Annotated in this window: 17 protein-coding genes; 8 read left to right on the top strand and 9 right to left on the bottom strand. The window is 47.7% G+C overall.

Features of this window, described 5'->3' with window-relative positions; translation table 11 throughout:
* The 4 genes from ACLR2L_RS10435 to ACLR2L_RS10420 form a co-directional block, all read right to left on the bottom strand.
* The coding region (locus ACLR2L_RS10435) for an SDR family NAD(P)-dependent oxidoreductase (RefSeq protein ID WP_413368021.1) at positions 1-134 on the bottom strand (134 nt) is incomplete at its 3' end.
* 9 nt (positions 135-143) lie between these two features.
* Positions 144-1,145 (bottom strand): polyhydroxybutyrate depolymerase, encoded by a 1,002-nt coding sequence (locus tag ACLR2L_RS10430; protein WP_413368019.1) that lies wholly within the window; start codon positions 1,143-1,145, stop codon positions 144-146.
* 9 nt (positions 1,146-1,154) lie between these two features.
* A complete protein-coding gene (locus tag ACLR2L_RS10425) occupies positions 1,155-2,345 on the bottom strand; it encodes an E22 family MetX-like putative esterase (protein WP_413368017.1) in 1,191 nt (396 codons plus the stop codon).
* 9 nt (positions 2,346-2,354) lie between these two features.
* Positions 2,355-3,650 (bottom strand): GntP family permease, encoded by a 1,296-nt coding sequence (locus ACLR2L_RS10420; RefSeq protein WP_140960020.1) that lies wholly within the window; start codon positions 3,648-3,650, stop codon positions 2,355-2,357.
* 192 nt (positions 3,651-3,842) lie between these two features.
* Between ACLR2L_RS10420 and ACLR2L_RS10415 the strand changes: the two genes are divergently transcribed.
* Positions 3,843-6,146 (top strand): TonB-dependent receptor, encoded by a 2,304-nt coding sequence (locus ACLR2L_RS10415; protein WP_413368015.1) that lies wholly within the window; start codon positions 3,843-3,845, stop codon positions 6,144-6,146.
* A gap of 160 nt (positions 6,147-6,306) precedes the next feature.
* On the top strand, positions 6,307-6,957 hold the full coding sequence (locus ACLR2L_RS10410; protein ID WP_140960016.1) for a response regulator: 651 nt from the start codon (positions 6,307-6,309) through the stop codon (positions 6,955-6,957).
* Positions 6,958-6,983: 26 nt separating this feature from the next.
* Here the strand turns inward: ACLR2L_RS10410 and ACLR2L_RS10405 are convergent, their stop codons facing one another.
* Together ACLR2L_RS10405 and ACLR2L_RS10400 are read right to left on the bottom strand one after the other, a co-directional pair.
* Entirely contained in the window at positions 6,984-7,823 is an 840-nt protein-coding gene (locus ACLR2L_RS10405; protein WP_140960014.1) for a class III extradiol dioxygenase family protein, read from the bottom strand.
* Entirely contained in the window at positions 7,816-8,217 is a 402-nt protein-coding gene (locus ACLR2L_RS10400; protein ID WP_140960012.1) for a protocatechuate 3,4-dioxygenase, read from the bottom strand. The genes ACLR2L_RS10405 and ACLR2L_RS10400 overlap by 8 nt, the downstream gene beginning before the upstream one ends.
* Before the next feature lie 105 nt (positions 8,218-8,322).
* On the opposite strand from ACLR2L_RS10400, the gene ACLR2L_RS10395 reads away from it, so the two are divergent.
* Positions 8,323-9,186, top strand: coding sequence for a helix-turn-helix domain-containing protein (locus ACLR2L_RS10395; RefSeq protein ID WP_413368012.1), 864 nt, complete (start codon positions 8,323-8,325; stop codon positions 9,184-9,186).
* Positions 9,187-9,191: 5 nt separating this feature from the next.
* On the opposite strand, the gene ACLR2L_RS10390 is transcribed toward ACLR2L_RS10395, so the two are convergent.
* Both ACLR2L_RS10390 and ACLR2L_RS10385 read right to left on the bottom strand, forming a co-directional pair.
* Positions 9,192-10,130, bottom strand: a complete 939-nt coding sequence (locus ACLR2L_RS10390; RefSeq protein ID WP_413368010.1) for a PDR/VanB family oxidoreductase — start codon at positions 10,128-10,130, stop codon at positions 9,192-9,194.
* Between the two features lies 1 nt (position 10,131).
* Positions 10,132-11,190 carry a Rieske 2Fe-2S domain-containing protein gene (locus ACLR2L_RS10385; RefSeq protein ID WP_413368008.1) on the bottom strand — a complete coding sequence of 353 codons (1,059 nt, stop codon included), beginning with the start codon at positions 11,188-11,190 and terminating at the stop codon, positions 10,132-10,134.
* Between the two features lie 260 nt (positions 11,191-11,450).
* Here ACLR2L_RS10385 and ACLR2L_RS10380 point away from each other — a divergent pair, with 260 nt between their 5' ends.
* Positions 11,451-12,152 (top strand): GntR family transcriptional regulator, encoded by a 702-nt coding sequence (locus tag ACLR2L_RS10380; protein WP_413368006.1) that lies wholly within the window; start codon positions 11,451-11,453, stop codon positions 12,150-12,152.
* 7 nt (positions 12,153-12,159) lie between these two features.
* Here ACLR2L_RS10380 and ACLR2L_RS10375 read toward each other — a convergent pair whose 3' ends face one another.
* Positions 12,160-15,522, bottom strand: a complete 3,363-nt coding sequence (locus tag ACLR2L_RS10375) for a sodium:solute symporter family transporter (protein ID WP_413368004.1) — start codon at positions 15,520-15,522, stop codon at positions 12,160-12,162.
* A gap of 150 nt (positions 15,523-15,672) precedes the next feature.
* On the opposite strand from ACLR2L_RS10375, the gene grpE reads away from it, so the two are divergent.
* The 4 genes from grpE (at position 15,673) to ACLR2L_RS10355 (ending at position 20,257) form a co-directional block, all read left to right on the top strand.
* Complete coding sequence (gene grpE / locus ACLR2L_RS10370) at positions 15,673-16,311, top strand: nucleotide exchange factor GrpE (protein WP_413368002.1); 639 nt, start codon at positions 15,673-15,675, stop codon at positions 16,309-16,311.
* Positions 16,312-16,395: 84 nt separating this feature from the next.
* Entirely contained in the window at positions 16,396-18,318 is a 1,923-nt protein-coding gene (gene dnaK, locus ACLR2L_RS10365; protein WP_413368000.1) for a molecular chaperone DnaK, read from the top strand.
* 144 nt (positions 18,319-18,462) lie between these two features.
* Entirely contained in the window at positions 18,463-19,596 is a 1,134-nt protein-coding gene (gene dnaJ, locus ACLR2L_RS10360; protein WP_140959998.1) for a molecular chaperone DnaJ, read from the top strand.
* 187 nt (positions 19,597-19,783) lie between these two features.
* On the top strand, positions 19,784-20,257 hold the full coding sequence (locus ACLR2L_RS10355; RefSeq protein WP_413367997.1) for a c-type cytochrome: 474 nt from the start codon (positions 19,784-19,786) through the stop codon (positions 20,255-20,257).
* Positions 20,258-21,113 lie beyond the last annotated feature (856 nt).

Here is a 21,113-nt window from a genome sequence, read left to right as displayed (position 1 = left end):
TCAGCAGCAGCCGTCGCCGCTTCAAGGTTAATGTCGGCTATCAGAATATGATGACCTTTGGCCGCCAAAAGCTCGGCAATGCCTAAGCCGATGCCGCTGGCACCACCGGTAATAAAAACATTATACGAAGACATGAAACATCCTTAGTGTTTGGCAAGATGAGAAATTAAGGCGTCTACTGCTTTGAGCTGCGGCCCGTTTTTGGTGGCATACTGATCACCTGTGTAACCCCACCAGTCCCAGCACCCTTGGGGGTTCATGGGCATCAGCAGTGATTTTTTCGTTTGTGGATACAGTACTACAATCTGGTTGTCGTCAGCCCATTGGTTTAAGCCAGTTTGCTCAACATAGGCCATTTTTACTGCATCGGCATATTGGTTACAGCCATGGAAACTCACGTGAATGCGGCAGGCTTCACCGGCGGCACAATCAGCTGGAATATATGCATAAGCGGTGTCGCCCAAGGTGCTGGCATTGTCTCCAGCAATGGCCTGTTGATCCAGAGAGACTACCGAGCCTGTTAATTCGTCGTCTGGTGCGTTTAATTCGCCAAGCAGGGCATTGAGCAATTCGCCGGCTGCATCGTATTCACACTGGCCAATGTAGGGTGAAGCAGAATCAGTGCAGCTTCCGCCTTGCTCCAGCGTTGGGAATACGTGGGCAAATGGCTGATCATTCACATAGGTTAATTGCGTGCCAGGCACCCACTGTTGATACTGGGCGTAAAGTGCATTATTTACAGCACTGTTAACACGTGTATCGGCGGTGCCATGTAGCATCCATACCTGACTGTTTTTTAACCCTTCCAACGGGGCAATAGCTCCCGAATCGGCCCATTGCTGAGCCTGCGCACTCAGCGCTTTAACATCAATCGGCGCATCCACTTTGTTAACGCACTGTCCCAGCGCAATACCAATGTCGTTTTGTGCACAGTAATAGGGGCCAGAGGCGATCATTGCTGCGCCAACTACTTTATCACTGTTGGCAATGTGGTACTGCGTGGCCATGTATCCACCAGACGAAAGTCCGGATACGGTAATGTGCTGCGTGTCCAGATTGAGCGCGGGCAATTTGTCTTTTGCCAGCACTGAATAGGCAGACGTAGAGAGTGCCGCACCGATAAGAGCATAAGTTAATTTTTGCATGTCAGTGTCCTAATACTGTAGAAACGCTTGAATAGTGTCGGCTTGTTCAGCAATACGCAGCACGCCTTCAAGGTGTCCTAGCTGGCCAGACAATTCGGTATAGCGACTGTCTTTGCCATTTTCCAATAATTGTTTGTGGGCTTTTTCTGCCATGTACGGCATAAGCAGTAAATCGGTACTGGCAGGTAAAAACAAGCTTTTGGCTTCCACTGCTGCCAGGCTTTGCTTCAGGTTGTCGCCGTGGCCAGCCATAAACAGCTGACAGGCTCTCACCAGATACAACAGATGGTTAGCATCCATCTTAGCTGCCCGGCTACGCGCGCGTTCATCGAGCCATTTTACAATGGAATGCTGTTGGGTAATGCTGTTGAGTGGGCCGGTTTCCAGCGGATGATAGTGTAACGCTGTACCCTGTTGATTGAAAAATACTGGTGTTAAAGCCTGCTGTGTGATTAGCATTAACGAAGCGGCCAGCCCGTCGGTAGGAGGCGTGCCATTGTAATAGTTGCCCTCTGCCCAGTTTTTATCGAGACGAATAGGGATGGCCCATTGCTCAAGTGCCGCAGTAGTCCATGCGTCGCTATCGCCGGTACCAATTACCGAAATCATTCGCGGTACCCATTCAGGGTAGCTTGCTGCCCATTCAATGGCTTGCATAGACCCCATTGATGGCCCAATTACAGCGTGCAATTGCTTTATGCCCAGGCTTTCCAACACGGCCTTTTGTACATTCACAAAATCTTTGATGGTAACTACCGGAAAGTTTAACCCATAAGGTTTGCCGGTATCCGGATCGATGGTCGCTGGCCCGGTGGTGATCACATTCTCGTCGTATACATTAAGGTTCACCAGGCTATCTACACTTATTACGAAATAGCGATTGGTATCAATAGCCTTACCAGGGCCGATAATGGCGTCCCAATAACCCGCAGCAGCATCTTCCGGGTGGTATTTACCGGCAGCGTGGGAGGTGGCAGAAAAATAATGCGTGACTAATACGGTGTTGTCTTTAGCGGCGTTGAGTTTGCCGTAACTTTCCCAGCCGATTTGTAACTGTTTTATTGTGCGCCCGCCCACGGTTTTATAAGTGGGTAAGGTGAACCGCTGTTTAGTGGTTAACAGTGGCTCAGAAGCAGTGGGCGCGGCAATGCTGCACGCGCTTAGCAACAAGGCAAAACAAAGTGCAAGAGTCCTTGCCATGTATTACTCCTAAAAAATACTGAACAACGCAATGGCCATTGCCAAACCTAACAGCGGCACCACAACAGTCAGCGCGGCAACCGAGCCGTAAGCCGCTTTGTGAGTTTCATGGCAGATTGCGCGAATCGTGGTTACAACGTAACCATTATGCGGTAAAGAGTCCAGTGCACCTGATGAAATCGACACAATTCTGTGTAATTGCTCAGGCTCTACGCCCTTGTCAATGTAATGTTGTCCGATCAACGGCAGCACAATAGCCTGTCCACCCGACGCAGAGCCGGTTAATCCCGCTATCACACTCACGGCTATCGCAGCCCCAATGAGCTCATTGCCTGGAATATTGGTCATCACTTCAACAGTAGACTGGAATGCCGAGGTTGATTTTGCAATGGCACCAAAACCCACTACGGCGGCGGTATTGCCTATAGCAACTAACGCGCCGGTTGTACCTGTGTTAATGGCTTTGGATAAATCGTGGAAGTACTGAAAATTAATTACCATGAGCGTAAGCACACCGCCGCCAAGCGCCACAATCAACGCCAGTTGAGCCAGTGAATCGTGCAGCATAAAGCTTAATACCAGTACAACGATTAACGGAATTACACCGGTAAGCGGATGGGGCAGATCGCGCATGGGTACTTTAGGGTCGGCTTCGCGGGCTTCAAATACTTCGCCTTTTGCTATGGCTTTGCCAATCATACGCTTTAGCCACCAGTAGCCGAAGGTTGCCATGAAAATAGCGACTACTAAGCTGACTTCCCAGGCTGCAAAGGGGGACGTGCCGAGGTATTTTATTGGGATCCAGTTTTGGATTTCCGGTGAACCTGCCGAGGTCATCGTAAAGGTTACCGAGCCAAACGCCATGGTGGCCGGGATAAACCGGCGGGGCAGGTTAGCGTCTTTAAACAGGCTGACGGCCATGGGGTACACAGAAAAGGCAACAACAAACAGACTTACACCGCCATAGGTAAGAATGGCGCAGGCCAGCACCACGGCAAGAACCGCGTGCTTAAATCCCAGTTTGCCTACTATCCACCGTGCAACGGCATCAGCAGCACCGGTATCTTCCATGAATTTGCCGAAAATGGCCCCAAGCAAGAACATGAAAAACCAGGCTGCAATAAAGTTGGCAAACCCGCTCATGTACGTGGCCACAAAATTCGCGTCGCCGGTAAATACCGGTAATCCGCTGGTCAGTGCAACAATCAGGGCGCAAAGCGGTGCTGCAATAAACAGGTTCATCCCGCGAATTGTCAGCACTATCAATAACCCAAGTCCACCGACGAGTCCTAGTAAACTCAACATAATGTTACTTTCCTTTAATTAGATTCTGTGACCGCAGATCTTCAGAAAGTAGGCAAAGTTTGGCCTGATAATCCCATTCTGCCCATAGTACGATGGTACTAGTTACGAAAATGTTAAAAGTCTCTACAGTAATTAACGACCGCACCCTTCAGACAACATGAACACTGAATTAAACAATAAAAGGGACACCTTATGAAACACACTTCTGTACACACAAATGGTTTCACCCGCACGCTCTGTGCAACGGCCGTTACACTGGCATGCCTTGGCAGCACTGGCGCGCTGGCACAAGACAGTAATGTTGACGAAAGCAAGGGCAAGCTGGAAAAAATTGAAGTTACTGCTCGTAAAACGGTAGAAAGTTTACAGGAAGTGCCGGTAGCGATTACCTCTATCGGCGCAGTTGAACTGGAATCTAAAGGCATTAGCGTTTTAACAGAAGTACAACAATTTTCACCGAATACCACATTGCAAACCAGCCGTGGTACAAACTCTACACTGACTGCGTTTATTCGCGGTTTGGGTCAACAGGATCCACTTTGGGGTTACGAGCCCGGCGTAGGGATTTATGTGGATGATGTGTACATTGCCCGTCCTCAGGGTGCAGTACTGGATTTGCTGGACGTACAGCGCATAGAAATTCTGCGCGGGCCGCAGGGCACCCTGTACGGTAAAAATACCATAGGTGGGGCGGTTAAATACGTAACCAAAGACATGACCGGTGATCCCACCCTGAATATCGAAGGCACAATTGGTAACTACGCGCGTAAAGACGTAAAACTCACTGGACAGTATCCGTTGGTTGACGACAAAGTATACCTGGGATTTGGCTACGCCAATCTGACCCGCGATGGTTATGGGGAATACCTGGAAAGCGCGCTGGAAGGTCAGGATAAAGAAAACTATAACAAAGACCTGTGGGCAGCGCGTTTAACATTAGAAGCACACATTACCGACGAGCTGTTTTTCCGTTTAGGCTGGGATAAAACCGAGGATACCTCAAACGCTAAAGGCGGGTATCGCTTACTGCCCAGTTTATTAACTGATGCGCCAGTACCGAAATCGAAATTCGATTCATACACCAGTTTGCCTACCTGGAACAAAGTAGAGCTGGAAGGATATAACTGGTTATTGCGCTATGATTTAAGCGACAACGTAGAACTGAAATACGTGGGGTCACACCGCGAAAGCTATTCACCCACCAACATCGATTTTGACAACACGCCGCTGGACATCTTTGACGTACCGGCCGAGTATGACGACAGCAATGATACCCATGAAATTCAGGCAAACCTGAAAGGTGATAATTACTCTTTCGTAAGTGGTGTTTACCTTTACGACGGTGAGTCCTGTGGTAATTTCGACGCTATCCTGGGTTTCCTTGGCCGTGCCGCGTTTGGTGTACCAGGTTTAACCCGCGAAGTATCTGGCTGTAACAACAGTGAAAGCTGGGCGGTATATGGTCAGTTGAACTACGACATTACTAACGACCTGTCTGTATCAGTGGGGGCGCGTTACACCGACGAAGAAAAACAAGCTACCGTATTCAACGGTTTGATTTTTGCCAACGTGTATCCATACTCAGGCTGGATCCCTGGCTATGTGCGTCCTGATGGGCAGTTAACTCCACAGGTGCTGGGTTCAGACAGCGACGGCGACGGTACGCTGGATTCGCCTGCAGTACAAAGTTGGTCGCGATTTACGCCGCGTCTGGGCATGGAATACACCGTGTCTGATGACACCATGATTTTCGCCAGTTACTCCCAGGGCTTTAAATCAGGTACCTTTAACCCACGTGCCACCATTAACGAACCGGGTGTGAATCCGGAAGTGGTAGACTCTTATGAGTTGGGTATAAAGAGTGACGTAACAGAAAGCTTCCGTGCTAACGTGACCTTGTTTTCTTACGATCACAAAGATCGTCAGTACATTGGTATTGAAGGTGGTAGCGACGATCCTACTGCGTTAGAGCAACGTCTGCGTAACGCAGCAGAAACGGCTGCAAAAGGGGTGGAAGTTGAGTTAACTTACGTTGCTACCGACAATCTGACTCTGTCTGCGGCTTACGGTTTCATTGATTTTGAAATTAAAAAGAACGACGCGGTACCGCCACTGATTGGCCTGGCAAGTACGCCTGAGAACACCTTGAACATGGCCGCTACATATCATCTTGATACCGATATGGGCTTGTTTACATTCAATGCTAACTACTACTATCGCGATGATTATTTGCTGTTTGAAACCAGCGACCTAATCAAACAGGATGCGTATGGTATGGTGAACCTGAGCGTGAACTGGGAAAGTGTGGAAGGCAACTGGTACGGCGGTATTCACGCCAAGAACCTGACCGACGAAGAGTACCTGGTAGGTGGTTATGACTTCGTTACCCGTAACGAAGACGGTAGCTACGGCCCTGGACTGGGTGGTGATACCACGCTGATTGGTTACTATGGCGACCCAATGACCGTGCAGTTAACCGTTGGCTATCGCTTCTAATTTAAGCGAATTAACGACAGAATACGAGTCAGCCATGGGATATCCCCTGGCTGACTTTGTCGTTCACGGCATAACGCAATTAGTAAGCAGGGAAGTTCGTTGTCAATTTCAGATTTTTTTCCTGTAAACTGTTTAAAATTAAACAAAAAAGAGTAATCCGGTGGATACCAGTATTTTAATTGCAGACGATCATCCTTTGTTTCGTGCAGCCATGCGGCAGGCGCTGGTGGATATCGTAGGCAACAATATTCTGGAAGTGGCCAGCTTTTCCGAAGCCTACGAGGCGGTAGGGCAACACGATGAAATTGAACTGGTGTTTTTAGATTTGAATATGCCGGGCAACGACGGGCTGACCGGGTTAACCGAGCTACGAACCCAATTCCCCAGTGTGTTAGTGGTGATTGTTTCAGCCGAGGAAGATCCTACACTTATTCGGCGGGCCATCGACCTGGGGGCCAGTGGCTACATTCCAAAATCCACGCCTTTACCGCAAATTGCCGATGCAGTGAATAAAGTGCTCGACGGTGAACAATGGCTACCGGCCAATATCAACGATGCCATTACGCAGTTAGAAAATCAGCACGATAAAGCCTTTGCCGATAAACTGGCACAGTTAACGCCGCATCAATTTAAAGTGTTAAAAATGATGGCAGATGGCTTGCTGAATAAACAAATTGCCTACGAATTAGATATTTCTGAATCAACCGTAAAACAACATGTGTCAGCGGTACTGCGCAAGCTGGAAGTGATCAATCGCACCAAGGCAGGCGTGCTATTTAAGCAAATGATGAATAACGATGAAAGTCACTGACCGGGGCACCGGTCAGTGAGTCCGGTTTACTGGTTATCAAGTACCAGTACACCCGCACCTGTGTTGGAAATGGGGGCATGGTAGTGTTTGTGAATCACTTTGGCGTCATCTTTTAACGCGCCGCGCATCACTAACCACATAATGGTTTCAATCCCTTCACTTCCCGCTCTGCGGATAATGTCGGCATTGCTGAATTGCGTCATCCATTCTGGATCCGTCGCAATTTTATCCATGCATTCCAAATCAAATTCCACATCGATGATACCTGCACGCTCACCCTGTAACTGGTGAGACATCCCACCCGTTCCCAGAATCACTACACGCATATCTTCCGGGTAAGATTCGAGTGCTTTACCCAGTGCTTTACCTAACTTCAAACAGCGAGCGGCGCTAGGCACCGGGTGCTGAACGGTATTCACTGCCAGCGGAATAGCTTTTACCGGCCAGGGTTCCTGATCGCCAAATAACGCGCGAATCGGGTTAACAAAGCCATGGTCAACTTTCATTTCCTGACAGGTACAAATATCAAATTCCTGTTCAACCAGCGATTGTGCCAGGTGCCACGACAGCTTCGCATCACCGGTAAATGAAGGTACCGGTTTTAAACCCCAACCTTCATCAGCGTTTTCATAGATGTCGGCACAACCCAGCGCAAAGGTGGGAACCTTGTCTAAGAAAAAGTTCAGCCCGTGATCGTTATACACCACAATCACCAGATCAGGCTTCGCTTCAGCAAGCCAGTCTTTGGCTGGACCATAACCGTCGAAAAAACGCTTCCAGTATGGCTCCTGAGTGATCCCCTGAGAAATTGCGTTACCTACTGCAGGAATATGCGAACTGGTAATTCCACCAATAATTTTAGCCATTCCAGTAATCTCCTCTTTTGGCCAGGATTGCTTCCAGACCATTGCCTTTGTCTAATAGTTTTTGCTGAAACTCAGCGGTGGTGATCCCCTGAAAGGCAGCCCCTGCATCCTGAACGGACACACCGCGTGGTACACACATTTTCGCCAAAAAGTAGATATTGGCGCCCATGCGAAGTAACCCCAGAAAGTCCTGTTCCAACACGGCTTTTTTGAAGTCGCCGGTAACACCCAATTTGTCGCAATAGGCGGCTGGGTCAGCGTCAAACTCATCGCGACAGGCCTGGTCATTAAAGGTAAACAACAACTTATTAATGGCGTAAGCCGGATGCGCGCGTTGTCCGTCGAACACATACGTGCCCGGGATATCGTCGTAATCTTGTTTTTTCCAGTTCATGGGAAGCCCCTTTTTTATTTCTTGAATGGTATTTTATGTAGATTTTTAATCTTTATAAGGGGTAAATTAGTTATTTGGTGGTGTATTTTGTAGATTGTAATAAAAATGTTTGGGAATCTTGAGTTTGTTGACTTTTACGGTGAAGACGGTGCTTTTGCTCCACATACACTGCTGTATTGCGAAGCGTTGGTGCAGCGCAGTGAACAGCATAACTGGACTATTCAGCCTCATCGCCACCGGCAAATAACGCAACTGTTTGTTGTATTAGAGGGGGGAGTTGAAGTGCGGCTGGACACGCAACAGTACAAACGCGCAGCTCCCGTGGTGATTGTTATCCCTGAGGGGGTCATGCACGGCTTCGATTGGCAGGCTGAGTCACAGGGGGTTGTTTTGTCGGTGGCAAGTCCTATGTTGCAGCAAGTCCTGAGTAGTCTGGGTTTGCACCGCAGAGTTGATCAGCCGTTTATCACTGCCATTCCCGACACCGATAGAGACTACGTGACACAACTGTGCAATCTGCTCCAGCAGGAAGCGAATCAACCTGCTATTTATCAGGAAGCCATGTTTCAGGCATTGTTGCAGCAGTTATTGATCTGGTTACTTCGCGCTCGCACAGACAACAAGGAAGAATCCAACCTGTCAAAATCTGAACGAAAAGTCCGGCAATTTCAGCAACTGATTGAACGGCACTTTACCCAGTACCATCAGGTTAGCTGGTACGCGAATGAGATACGGGTTAGTCAGGCGCATTTAAATCAAATTTGCCGTGAGCAAACCGGCGAAAATGCGCTGGCCCTGATACACAAAGTACTACTTAACGAAGCCAATCGTTATTTGGTGTTCGCCGATATGCCAGTGGCAGAAATAGCAGAGCGATTGGGCTTTTCCGATCCGGGCTATTTTAATAAGTTTTTTAAGCGAAAAGTAGGTACCAGCCCTGCTGCATATCGGCGGCAGAGCCAGGAGTAACCTTTTTACAAGTCAATCAGCAATCGCGGACTTTTGGCACGGGAGCAGCAAACGGCAATCTTGTTCATTTGGGCCTTTTCCTCATCGGTTAAAAACACATCCCGGTGATCGGCTTCGCCATTAAGCAGGGGGGTAATACAGGTACCACAGACCCCTTCCTCGCAGGAAACCGGAACGAAAAAGCCATTATCTTCAAGTGCTTCTAGCATAGACTCATGTTTAGCTACTTTTACAATCTGACCGGTGCTGGCTATTTCAATTTCAAAACTTCCATCGCTAGTGTGATCGATAGGAGCGGCAGAGAAATATTCCCGATGAAGACGATCAGCACTTATGCCTTTTTGCGCCGCCGTTTCCAACACGTCACTAATAAAGCCAGCCGGACCACACACAAAAATATCACTGTTTTGTGGTGTGTCATGAAGTATCTGACTAATGTTTAATCGCTCGCCTTCTACGGCCTTGTTGTGGACATGTACGTTTTCTATGTCACGGTATACATCACTTAGCAAATTATCCTGCTGATGAGCAATGGCGTAATACAGCGTAAATGAGCGATTGTGGCGCAGACACTGTTCCATCATTGGTATAAAAGGCGTTATACCAATGCCCGCCGCCATAAACACGCAGGGTGTATCAGAATCGGTAAGCGGAAAGTGATTACGAGGCTCGCTGATCCCGATACTTGCTCCGCACGCCAGCGAGTCATGAATATACCGCGAACCCCCTTTACCTGCAGGCTCCAGTTGCACAGCGATACTATACGTAGCCGCGTTTAGAGAACCACACAGCGAATACTGCCGAATCATCCCGTCAGGCAGAAATACGTCGATATGTGCACCAGGTTGCCATGTTGGTAAGGGGAGGCTGTCTTCACGTGCTAACGTAAGTAAACAAACACGCTGTGAAATTAACTGCTTTTGTATAACGCGCACCATCATCATGTTATGCAGTCTCCTTATTTACACGGGTATCTTCTTGTTTCATGGCTCGTTGAATCAAACGTCTTGCCTGAACACCGCCGGCATCAATATCGAGCTTGAGCAACTGGCGATCAGGGAACTTGTCAAGGTTCTGTTGCTGACGTTCCAAAATTTCAAGATCTTCAGCAAAAATGTTGCCCTGACCTTCGCGAATGGCAGAGGTTAGTTGTTCATCGTTTGCTTTAAAGTTACGTGCCATGCCCCAGAAATACCACATGGTGCCGTCGGTTTCTGGGGTGATAAAGTCAACCACAATACTGCCGGCTTTTAGGGCATCTGGCGCGGAATACCCACCATTTCCAGCCATCGCCACACCAACTTCAATCATCACATGGCTAGGTAGGTCAAAGCGACAAATCTGCCAGCGATCAACTAATTGGTCGGTTGGCAGGCCGTTGGCTGCTAACGCCTGTTGCCAGAAAGGGGGTGGCAGGATGCTTTCCATATATCTGCTGGTGACAACCTGTCCGTTTTCCATGGTGGTTTTCACCGGGGTTTCATCAATTTCTTTTTGCCCAATGGAGGTGGCGTGAACGTAGGTCTCGTGAGTGAGATCCATTAAGTTATCGATCATTAGTCGATAATCACATTTGATGTAATAAACACCACCGCCATAAGCCCATTTTGGATCCAATGCCCAGGTTAATTCCGGAATTAACGATGGATCTGCCTTGTCGTGCTCTCCCGGCCAAATCCAAATAAAACCGTAGCGTTCCACCACAGGGATTTGCTTTATACAGGGGAAGTGCTCCACTCGCTGACTCGGCATACTTTGGGTTTTACCATTGCTTCCCATTTGTAACCCATGATAACCGCAAACCAGGTTGTCACCTTCTACATAGCCCAGAGATAATGGGGCTCCCCGGTGTGGGCAGAAGTCTTCAACCGCCTGGATATGTTGTTTACTGTCACGAAAAAAGGCAATTTGAATGTTGCATAGGGTTCGGCCCAGAGGCGTGTTAGGTTTTACTTCATCACTGGTCGCCGCAACGTACCAGGTATTGCGAATAAAATGGCTCATGGATGAGATCCTGTCCGATCGTTACATTGTTAAATTGGATCCAATTTAGCAATGTTAATGGTTTGTTTCCACCATTTTTACTGGTATTGGATCCAATTATTGGTCTGGTTAGGTAAAATGAAGCTTAATTTGATAAATATTGTTCTATTTTGGATCCATTTACAGACAGCTAATGGCTTGTATGCAGCCGTATTACACCGCAAAATACGCGGGTATTAACCCTGTGGGTTTTCGGGTTAACAGGAATGAGAAAAACACATATGAATAAAGATAAACATGCCGTGTTGAGCATATTGCGGGATAAGATCCTGTCTGGCGCACTACAGCAAGGAGACAGATTGGCTGAGATCCCAACCGCCGATATGCTTGGCGTATCACGTACGCCGGTTCGCATTGCTTTTAGGGCGTTGGAGCAAGAAGGCTTAATTACCAAATTGCCCAGACGCGGATATCAGGTCAGGCTGGTTAGCGGGGATGAAATAGCCGACGCGGTTGAGGTGCGTGGTGCGCTGGAAGGGCTTGCAACTCGACAAATTGTTGAAAAAGGGTTGTCTGACAATGTTCTCGATACACTAAAACAATGCCTCACAGAGGGTGACGAGTTGTTTAAGGAGCGCTATTTTAACGAAGAAAAGATTCAGGATTATGTTGAGATAAACCGACGGTTTCACGATTGTCTGGTACAAGGGAGTCAAAACAATGCAATCGCAATGGCGTTGCAAATAAATGAACATTTACCCATGGCGTCAGTGAATGCGCTGGTCTTTAATCCTGAACAAACTGAACGCGAATACAAGCGCTTGTATTATGCTCATCAGCAACATCACGCCATTGTTCAGGCCATTGCAAGTGGACAAGGTGCACGTGCAGAAGCGCTCATGAAAGAACACGCACAAGCGGCATTGAACAGCTTTGAACAAATTTCCTCGCACGGGGCAGTTAAAACCGTTCGTTCTTTATAATCGATTATTATCCATTCAGCAGTTTCGATTGCTTTAATAATCGCTTCAATGCTGCGGGTTTAAGCGGTTTGGGTAAATACAGTAATCCCGCATCTCTGGCTTCGTCCCGTACACCATCATGGCGGTTTGCTGTGTTCAGGATCCCCGGCACGTTCTCATTCCAATGCTCCCTCAGCCGGGTCGCGGCCTGAATACCCGTTTCGCCATGATCCAAATGGTAATCAACCATCATAAAATCAGGCACTATGCTCACCAATTTTGCTTCCTCGAAACTACGGCTTGCCCACACGTGCGCGCCCCAGTCTTCTAACAGACGGGTCATTGCGATGCTGATTTGTTCGTCGTTTTCAATAATAAGCACGTTTCTGCCAGCCAGCAGTTGAGCACTCTCTGATAATTCTGCCGAGCGCGTGTTGCGCTGTGATACTAATCGCTGGTGGGAGCGGGGAACATTGACACTAAAACGCGTACCTTTACCTGGTACGGATTTTAGTGCCACATTATGGCCCAATAAATGGCTGATCTTATCTACAATGGTTAATCCCAGCCCGAGTCCCTGATTTTGGTGAACGTCTAATTGGTGGAATTCGTTAAAAATTTCGGTTTGCTGATGTTCAGGAATACCGGGGCCAGTATCTACCACCCAAATTTCTGCCGCGTGGTTACCCCGGCGCCGGGCGCCAATTAACACTGTTCCTTGCTGGGTATAGCGAACAGCATTCGACAACAGGTTTTGAATCACTCTTCGCAGTAATTTGGGGTCGGAGTGAATAACCAATTGCGTAGGCACATAACGCAAGCTCAGGGACTTTTGCTCGCATATCAATGCAAATTCCTGACACAATCCAGCCAACATGTCATCCAGCTTAAAATCGGTTTTTTGTGCGGTGAGGCGCCCGGTTTCCAACTTGGTCATATCCAGGAGCGCTGATAGCAATGACTCAGCGCTATTGAGCGAATTCACCAGCCCTTCACTTAGCGATTGCAGTGCCGAACCCGTGGTTTTCTGAGCCAGCATTGATGCAAATAAAGTGGCAGCATTAAACGGTTGCATCAAGTCATGGCCGGCTGCTGCCAGAAACTTGGTCTTACTTTCATTCGCTTTATCGGCTTCCAATTTAGCCTGTTCAAGCTGTTTTGTGCGTCTTACTACGCGAGCTTCTAACTCCGACTTGGCATTTTCGAGTTCTTCCTGAATTCGCATATATTCAGTGATGTCGCTGTAGGTTGTTACAAATCCGCCGCCTGGCAGTGGACTGCCGTTGAGTTCAATTACCCGGCCGTCATTTTGTTTGCGCACATATTTGTAGCGACTGCCTTCTGCCATGTAGCGAATGCGTTTATTGATTTCTTCCGCAATGTTCTCTGAATTACCCAGCAAGCCCCGATCCGCGTTGTATTGGAGTAAATCTTTTATGGGCATGCCCACTTTTACAAAGCCAGGCGGATAATGGAATTGCTCCAGATACCGTTCATTCCAGGCCAACATACTGAGATTGCGATCCAGTACCGCAATACCCTGCTCGATATGTTGTACCGATGATTGCAGTACTTCGTGATTAAACTGAAAACTCTGGGAAGCTTCTTCTACCCAATGCACCAGGTTTGATAACCCCTGCGGCTGCGTTTCTGCCAGTGCCGTTAACAACAACCGCGCGCTAGGGTTGCCTACCTGGCCTGCCAGTAGTTTTTCCACCCGACTTAGCAGCCCTTGGCTGGCATACCCTTGAGGCTGATGACTGTCTATCGAAAGCTGATTGGCAAGTGCCCGATGCACAGCCGGGTCCAGCACGCGTTCTGTGAGAGTAAGTAAATCACCTATTTTAATGGCCAGTTCCGGCTCGGGGGGAAGATGTTGTTGGTCGGCATCTGCATTAATTCGTGATTTGGGGGTGAGTAAAGCCACGGTTACAAACACGGCACAGTTAATCAGTAGACTAAACAGATAGCTTTGGCCCAGCTCGGCATCGGTGGGAATTGGCTCAAAATAATAGCTGGATAGCAGGCTGGGGTAGAGTATCCATGCTACCCAGCAACTAAAACCTGCCAGTAATCCGCATATGGCGGCAGGCTTATTGGCTCGCTGCCAGTACAGGCTGAATAACATGATAGGAAATACCTGCGACAATAATGCCATAGCAATGATACCGCTTTTCACCAACGGCGCAGACTGGCTGATATTCACGTGATACCAAAATGCTACCGACAGCACAACCAGCACGGTTAATCGGCGTATCGACAACAACTGATCTGCCTGCAATGAATGTTGAGGCTGGCGTTTAAATACCGCAGTAAACCACAAAGGCGTTATCAGGTTGTTGGCTATCATAATGCCCAGTGCAAGCGTAGCTACAATGATCATGCTGGTAGTGGCAGATAACCCGCCGATAAAAGCAATCACCGACACCAGGGTGTTTTCGTGGTGAATGGGCAGGGCCAGTACAAGGGCATCGGATGAATTGATACCGTCTGGCATCAACAGGCTGCCCGCCAAACCAATCGGCAGTACAAATACGGTCATGCCCAGTAGGTATAAAGGAAATAACCACCGCGCAGTACGCAATTCATTTTCGCCGTTGTTTTCTACAAAATTCATGTGAAACTGGCGGGGCAAAATGAACATAGCGCAAATGCCCAGTAACACGTGGCTCAAAAATACGCCCCAGCCTTTATCTGCGTAGAATATTTCCCGGGTTGGGCCGTGTTGAGCCGCCTGAGTAAACAAGTCAAATACGCCGTCGTACAGGCTGTAACACACATATAACCCCACCACACACAAGCCTGCCAGTTTAACCACCGACTCTGCTGCAATGGTGGCGAGTAAGCCAGGGTGTTTTTCCGTAAGATTTAGCGTTTGGGTACCAAATAAAATGGCAAACAAGGCCATTAATGCAGCCACGTAAAAGCCAACCGTACCCGTGCCAGTGGTGTTGTCTGAGGTGATGAGCGCAATGCTTGCGGTAATGGCATCAAGTTGCAGGGCGATGTAGGGAACTACACCGAAAAAGCACAACAGGGTAATAATGGCGGCGAGTGTATGAGAGCGGTCGTAACGCAAACTTATAAAATCAGCCAGTGAGCTAACATTGTGTTGCTGGCAAATACGGCTGATACGCAAAATAACCGGGAAGGCAAAGATCATTACCAACACTATGCCAACATAGGTAGGAAACACAGGCCAGCCATATTGGGTAGCCTGGGTGGTGGTGCCAAAAAACGCCCAGGATGTGCAATGTACCCCTAGCCCTAAACTGTAGAGAATTGGATGTTGTTGATTTCTATCTATTTTTTTGTCGCCCCAAAAGGCCAGCACAAATAATCCGATCAAATAAACCAGAACAATGGCCCCAACACTCCAAATACTCAGCATGGCGAATTTCTTTTCCTTATTTTGTACCGGCTTACGTTAGCACAAATATCGAATCCATAAAAAAATTGTGGATACCCTTGAAGGCCAGTAAACCACCCCCATAAATAGGCACATTGTGAGTAATTACCTAAAAACATTGTGGAGGAAAGCATGAGCGAGCCACGCGACGTGCAATCAGAACAACAAGACCAAACCGAAGCGCAACAAGCCGCAGCCCAAACAGAAGATGTGCAGGTTGACGCCGCAGAAACCGTTGCTGTTGAAGGTGAAGTGGTTGACGAAGCGGCAGCGCGAATTGCCGAACTGGAGAAAGCCCTGGCCGCATCAGAAGCCAAATTTAATGAGCAGCAGGATTCAGTGCTGCGCGCCCGTGCTGAAATGGAAAATGCCCGCCGTCGCGCCGAAGCGGAAGTTGAAAAAGCCCGCAAATTTGCACTGGAGCGTTTTGCTGGTTCATTGCTGGATGTTATCGATAACCTCGAGCGCGCTGTGATGGTAGCCGATGCTGAAAACGAAGCGATTAAACCAATGCTGGAAGGCGTGGAAATGACGCTGAAATCGTTTGTCAGCACAATTGAAAAATTTGGCATGACCCCCATTGATCCACAAGGTCAGGCCTTTAACCCTGAATTACATCAGGCCATGTCGATGCAGGAAAGCGCTGATTTCGCGCCAAACACGGTAATGGCAGTCATGCAGAAGGGTTATGAACTGAACGGGCGCCTGTTACGTCCGGCCATGGTAATGGTATCGCGCGCGCCAAGTAACGGCGTAGACACCCAGGCTTAAAAATTTTTACAGCAACTATTGAAATCAGTGGGGAATAACCCCACTAATTACGCAAGATTACAGAATACTTTTTGGAGACACGTAATGGGTAAAATCATTGGTATCGATTTAGGTACAACAAATTCATGTGTCGCAGTTCTAGACGGCGACAAACCGCGAGTAATTGAAAACGCGGAAGGTGACCGCACCACGCCCTCAATTATCGCTTATACCAACGACGGTGAAACACTGGTAGGTCAGTCTGCAAAGCGTCAGGCGGTGACTAACCCAACTAACACACTGTTTGCAATCAAACGTTTGATTGGTCGTCGTTTTGAAGATAAAGAAGTACAGCGCGACATCGACATCATGCCTTACAAAATTGCCAAGGCAGACAATGGTGACGCATGGGTAGAAGTGAAAGGCGAAAAAATGGCGCCTCCACAAATTTCTGCTGAAGTACTGAAAAAGATGAAGAAAACCGCCGAGGATTTCCTGGGCGAAAAAGTAACAGGCGCGGTAATTACTGTACCGGCTTACTTTAACGATTCTCAGCGTCAGGCTACTAAAGATGCAGGCCGTATCGCAGGTCTGGAAGTAAAACGTATTATCAACGAGCCAACAGCTGCTGCCCTTGCTTACGGCATGGACAAAAAGAAAGGCGATAACGTTGTTGCGGTTTACGACTTAGGTGGTGGTACATTCGATATCTCTATCATCGAAATTGATGAAGTAGACGGCGAACACACTTTTGAAGTACTGGCTACCAACGGTGACACGCACTTAGGTGGTGAAGACTTCGACAACCGTGTAATTAACTACCTGGTTGAAGAGTTTAAGAAAGATCAAGGCATCGACCTGCGCAAAGATCCGCTGGCAATGCAACGTCTGAAAGAAGCTGGTGAAAAAGCGAAGATTGAACTGTCATCTTCACAACAAACCGAAGTGAACCTGCCTTACATCACAGCTGATGCGTCAGGTCCTAAGCACTTAGCGATTAAATTAACGCGTGCGAAACTGGAATCACTGGTTGAAGACATGGTGAAAGAGTCGCTGAACCCGGTTAAACAGGCACTGGCAGATGCCGACCTGTCGGTTAGCGATATCAATGACATCATCCTGGTTGGTGGTCAGACTCGTATGCCACTGGTTCAGAAGTACGTAACTGAATTCTTTGGCAAAGAGCCACGTAAAGACGTTAACCCAGACGAAGCAGTAGCGGTGGGTGCGGCGATTCAGGGCGGTGTATTGTCTGGTGAAGTAAAAGACGTACTGTTGCTTGACGTAACACCTCTGTCTTTAGGTATTGAAACCATGGGCGGCGTAATGACGGCGCTGATCGAGAAGAACACGACGATTCCTACTAAGAAATCGCAAACCTTCTCTACTGCTGAAGACAACCAGTCTGCGGTAACAGTACACGTACTTCAGGGTGAGCGTAAGCAATCAAGTGGCAACAAATCTCTTGGTCAGTTCAACCTAGAAGGTATTCGTCCTGCGTCGCGCGGTGTGCCGCAAATCGAAGTAACCTTCGATATCGATGCTGACGGTATCCTGCACGTGTCTGCGAAAGACAAAGACACAGCAAAAGAGCAGAAGATCACCATTCAGGCTTCGTCTGGTTTGAACGAAGAAGAAATCGAGAAAATGGTTGCTGACGCGGAAGCGAATAAAGAAGCCGACAAGAAGTTCGAAGAACTGATTCAGGCGCGCAACCAGGCTGACGGCATGATCCACGCTACTCGCAAGCAACTTGAAGAAGTGGGCGATGCACTGAGTGCAGACGATAAAGCGCCAATTGAGGCAGCGTTATCGGCGTTAGAAACTGCAGCGAAAGGCGAAGATAAAGCGGCCATCGAAGCGAAGACACAGGAGCTGATCCAAGCGTCTTCTAAACTGATGGAAGCTGCTCAGGCCCAGCAAGCTGCGGCAGGTGCCGGTGCAACAGATGCTGGTGCAAGCAAAGGCAAGCCTGAAGACGATGTTGTTGACGCTGAATTTGAAGAAGTGAAAGACGACAAGAAGTAAGTCATACCCAGCCCGGTGAAGCGCCGGGCCAGGTTGCACTCTCAGGCGCAGCAGGGAAAAGCTTGTTGCGCCTTTTTATGTAAATGAAGCAGAATTTTTACAGCCCGTCAGGGTTGTGATAATCGGGTAGGAATAGCGAGCGATATGTCGAAACGAGATTACTACGAAGTGCTTGGCGTGGACAAAGGAACCGGCGAGCGCGAAATTAAAAAAGCGTACAAAAAACTGGCTATGAAGTACCACCCTGACCGTACTCAGGGCGATAAAGCACTGGAAGAAAAGTTTAAAGAAATCCAGGAAGCCTATGAAGTACTGACTGATTCACAAAAACGCGCTGCCTACGATCAATATGGTCATGCGGGCGTTGATCCGAATCGCGGTGGGGCCGGCTTTGGCGGCGGCGCTGACTTTGGCGATATTTTTGGTGATGTGTTTGGCGATATCTTTGGTGGTGGCCGCGGTCGTCAGTCAAGAGCACGCCAGGGCGCAGATTTGCGTTACAACCTCGAAATGTCGCTGGAAGAAGCGGTTCGTGGTAAAGAAGTGGAAATTCGTGTGCCTACGCTGGTGGCCTGTGAACCGTGTCACGGTTCAGGTGCTAAAAAAGGCAGTAGCCCTAAAACCTGTCCAACCTGTCATGGTAATGGTCAGGTACAAATGCGTCAGGGCTTTTTTGCGGTACAGCAAACCTGTCCAACGTGTTCAGGTCGCGGCAAAATTATCTCTGATCCATGCAACGAGTGTCATGGTCAGGGCCGTACCGAAAAAACGAAAACGCTATCAGTTAAAATCCCGGCTGGTGTGGACACCGGCGATCGCATTCGTTTGAGTGGCGAAGGTGAAGCAGGCGAAAACGGTGCGCCGCCAGGGGATCTTTATGTGCAGGTTCACGTACGCGAGCACGATATATTTACCCGCGACGGCAATAACCTGTATTGCGAAGTGCCGCTGAGTTTTACAACCGCCGCATTGGGTGGTGAATTACAGGTGCCTACCCTGGAAGGTAAAGTAAAACTGAAAATCAGCCCGGAAACTCAAACTGGTCGTATGTTCCGTTTGCGCGGCAAAGGTGTGAAATCGGTACGCAGTGGCGTTGTTGGCGATTTGCTGTGTAAAGTGGTGGTAGAAACACCGGTAAACCTGTCGTCAAAACAGAAAGACTTACTGCGTGAGTTGGAAGATTCTATGGGGCAGGGTACCGATGCAGCGAAACACCGTCCGAAAGAGCAGGGCTTTTTTGATGGTGTGAAGAAGTTCTTCGACGACCTGACCAATTAAGCTCACCGCGCTTTTTTGTTCGGTTAACCGAATAAACCTTGTTGAGAGACACGCAATTGTTCACTATAGCAATTGCGTGTTTTTTTATGTGCGCGCCAGAAATTACCGTCAAGTCACTGGTGTGCGTTATCTATTTTCTTGTTAAAAAATAACATTCACTTTCCAAACGTTTAGGGAGACAGGCAACATGAAGAAAGTCATAGCCTCAGGATTACTGGCAGTATGTGCAGCAGGCACAGTATTAAGCGGCAGTGCAATGGCAGCTAAAGCGGCGTCAGAAAAACATGCTGAAGCGGCAGTGGAGTATCGTCAGTCGTTGTTCCAACTGGTAAAAAGCAATGCAGCTCCTATGTTTGGCATGCTTAAAATGGAGAAGTTTGATCCGGCAGTGATGAAAACCAATGGCATGCGTCTGGAGCAGTTGGCAGACATGATGGCTGACTATTTGTTAGTTGACACTACCGAATTTGACGTGCCTACCGATGCAAAGCCTGCATTGTTTAGCAATGAAGCCGATGCTAAAGACAAAATTGCCGCGCTGAAAAAAGTGGCGATGGATATTCAGGCTGCTTCTGGGTCAGGCGATGAAAGCGCTTATGCAAAAGCCATTGCTGGTTTAGGTGGTACCTGTAAGTCGTGCCACGACGATTACAAAGAGTAACAGCGATAAAGCACAGGCAGTGTTTTTTACGCTGCCTGTGCTGTTTTTGAACTAGGAATATATCCGAATAAAGAGTTGATTGAGAGATCTTATAAGTATGGTTTGATTGAAGAAAATGGTGAGTTGGATGTATTATTTCGAGAGAATGCTTTTTATTAGAAGTTCATTCGCCAGTCTACTAGTAGCAATTTTGATTACACTTTTATTCATCAAGGATGGCGTAAAATATAACCAAATTCAATTGCTAGGTAGTGGCTTGCTGATATTATTTTACGGTTTTTTTACTCATATTCATGGTTTAAAGGGAAAATAATAGGTCCGACCGGCTTTGTTTATGCGGTTAGTTCTCCGTATGCTTTTAAAGTAATTCAATTCGTTTTTGGAACATTATTGCATATTTCATTTATTACTTTATTTTTTTACGTGTGATCATGTCTGCTGATACAATTACCTTACAAAAGAAGTTCGATCTGTTTTTACATGTAGTGTGTTTTCTAATAATTTGTTTCTCGATTTATGTATTTGTGAATTATCCAGATAATATCAACGAGTATTTTGGTAAAGCATTCTATGTAATGGCAATGTCACCTATTGTTGTTTTTATACAAGTATATAATTTATATAAGTTTTTTTGGTTATCCTCCGACTATAGTTATCACTCCGGATAAGTTTCTGATAGAATTTGGTCGTGAAAATTTTCGAGAGGGGTTTAGGTCCGACATTCCGCATCAAATTCAGGAATAAATCTCTTGGTATAATGTGCCAAGTACATCAATGATCACCTGCTGGCGCTCCTGTTTGTCTGTGATTACGGGGGGAGAGTCACCAATGCTGACTTCGTGGATCCCACTAAAAC

Source organism: Alteromonas sp. AMM-1 (assembly GCF_047290655.1).
GTDB lineage: Bacteria > Pseudomonadota > Gammaproteobacteria > Enterobacterales > Alteromonadaceae > Alteromonas > Alteromonas mangrovi.
The sequence above is the reverse complement of the archived record's forward strand: the minus strand, read 5'-3'. Positions and strand labels throughout refer to the sequence as shown.

Bases quoted from the DNA above. Each gene is read 5' to 3' on its own strand.
- ACLR2L_RS10430 (WP_413368019.1), bottom strand. From the start codon at position 1,145: ATGCAAAAATTAACTTATGCTCTTATCGGTGCGGCACTCTCTACGTCT.
- ACLR2L_RS10425 (WP_413368017.1), bottom strand. From the start codon at position 2,345: ATGGCAAGGACTCTTGCACTTTGTTTTGCCTTGTTGCTAAGCGCGTGC.
- ACLR2L_RS10420 (WP_140960020.1), bottom strand. From the start codon at position 3,650: ATGTTGAGTTTACTAGGACTCGTCGGTGGACTTGGGTTATTGATAGTG.
- ACLR2L_RS10415 (WP_413368015.1), top strand. From the start codon at position 3,843: ATGAAACACACTTCTGTACACACAAATGGTTTCACCCGCACGCTCTGT.
- ACLR2L_RS10405 (WP_140960014.1), bottom strand. From the start codon at position 7,823: ATGGCTAAAATTATTGGTGGAATTACCAGTTCGCATATTCCTGCAGTA.
- ACLR2L_RS10400 (WP_140960012.1), bottom strand. From the start codon at position 8,217: ATGAACTGGAAAAAACAAGATTACGACGATATCCCGGGCACGTATGTG.
- ACLR2L_RS10395 (WP_413368012.1), top strand. From the start codon at position 8,323: ATGTTTGGGAATCTTGAGTTTGTTGACTTTTACGGTGAAGACGGTGCT.
- ACLR2L_RS10390 (WP_413368010.1), bottom strand. From the start codon at position 10,130: ATGATGATGGTGCGCGTTATACAAAAGCAGTTAATTTCACAGCGTGTT.
- ACLR2L_RS10385 (WP_413368008.1), bottom strand. From the start codon at position 11,190: ATGAGCCATTTTATTCGCAATACCTGGTACGTTGCGGCGACCAGTGAT.
- ACLR2L_RS10380 (WP_413368006.1), top strand. From the start codon at position 11,451: ATGAATAAAGATAAACATGCCGTGTTGAGCATATTGCGGGATAAGATC.
- ACLR2L_RS10375 (WP_413368004.1), bottom strand. From the start codon at position 15,522: ATGCTGAGTATTTGGAGTGTTGGGGCCATTGTTCTGGTTTATTTGATC.
- grpE (WP_413368002.1), top strand. From the start codon at position 15,673: ATGAGCGAGCCACGCGACGTGCAATCAGAACAACAAGACCAAACCGAA.
- dnaK (WP_413368000.1), top strand. From the start codon at position 16,396: ATGGGTAAAATCATTGGTATCGATTTAGGTACAACAAATTCATGTGTC.
- dnaJ (WP_140959998.1), top strand. From the start codon at position 18,463: ATGTCGAAACGAGATTACTACGAAGTGCTTGGCGTGGACAAAGGAACC.
- ACLR2L_RS10355 (WP_413367997.1), top strand. From the start codon at position 19,784: ATGAAGAAAGTCATAGCCTCAGGATTACTGGCAGTATGTGCAGCAGGC.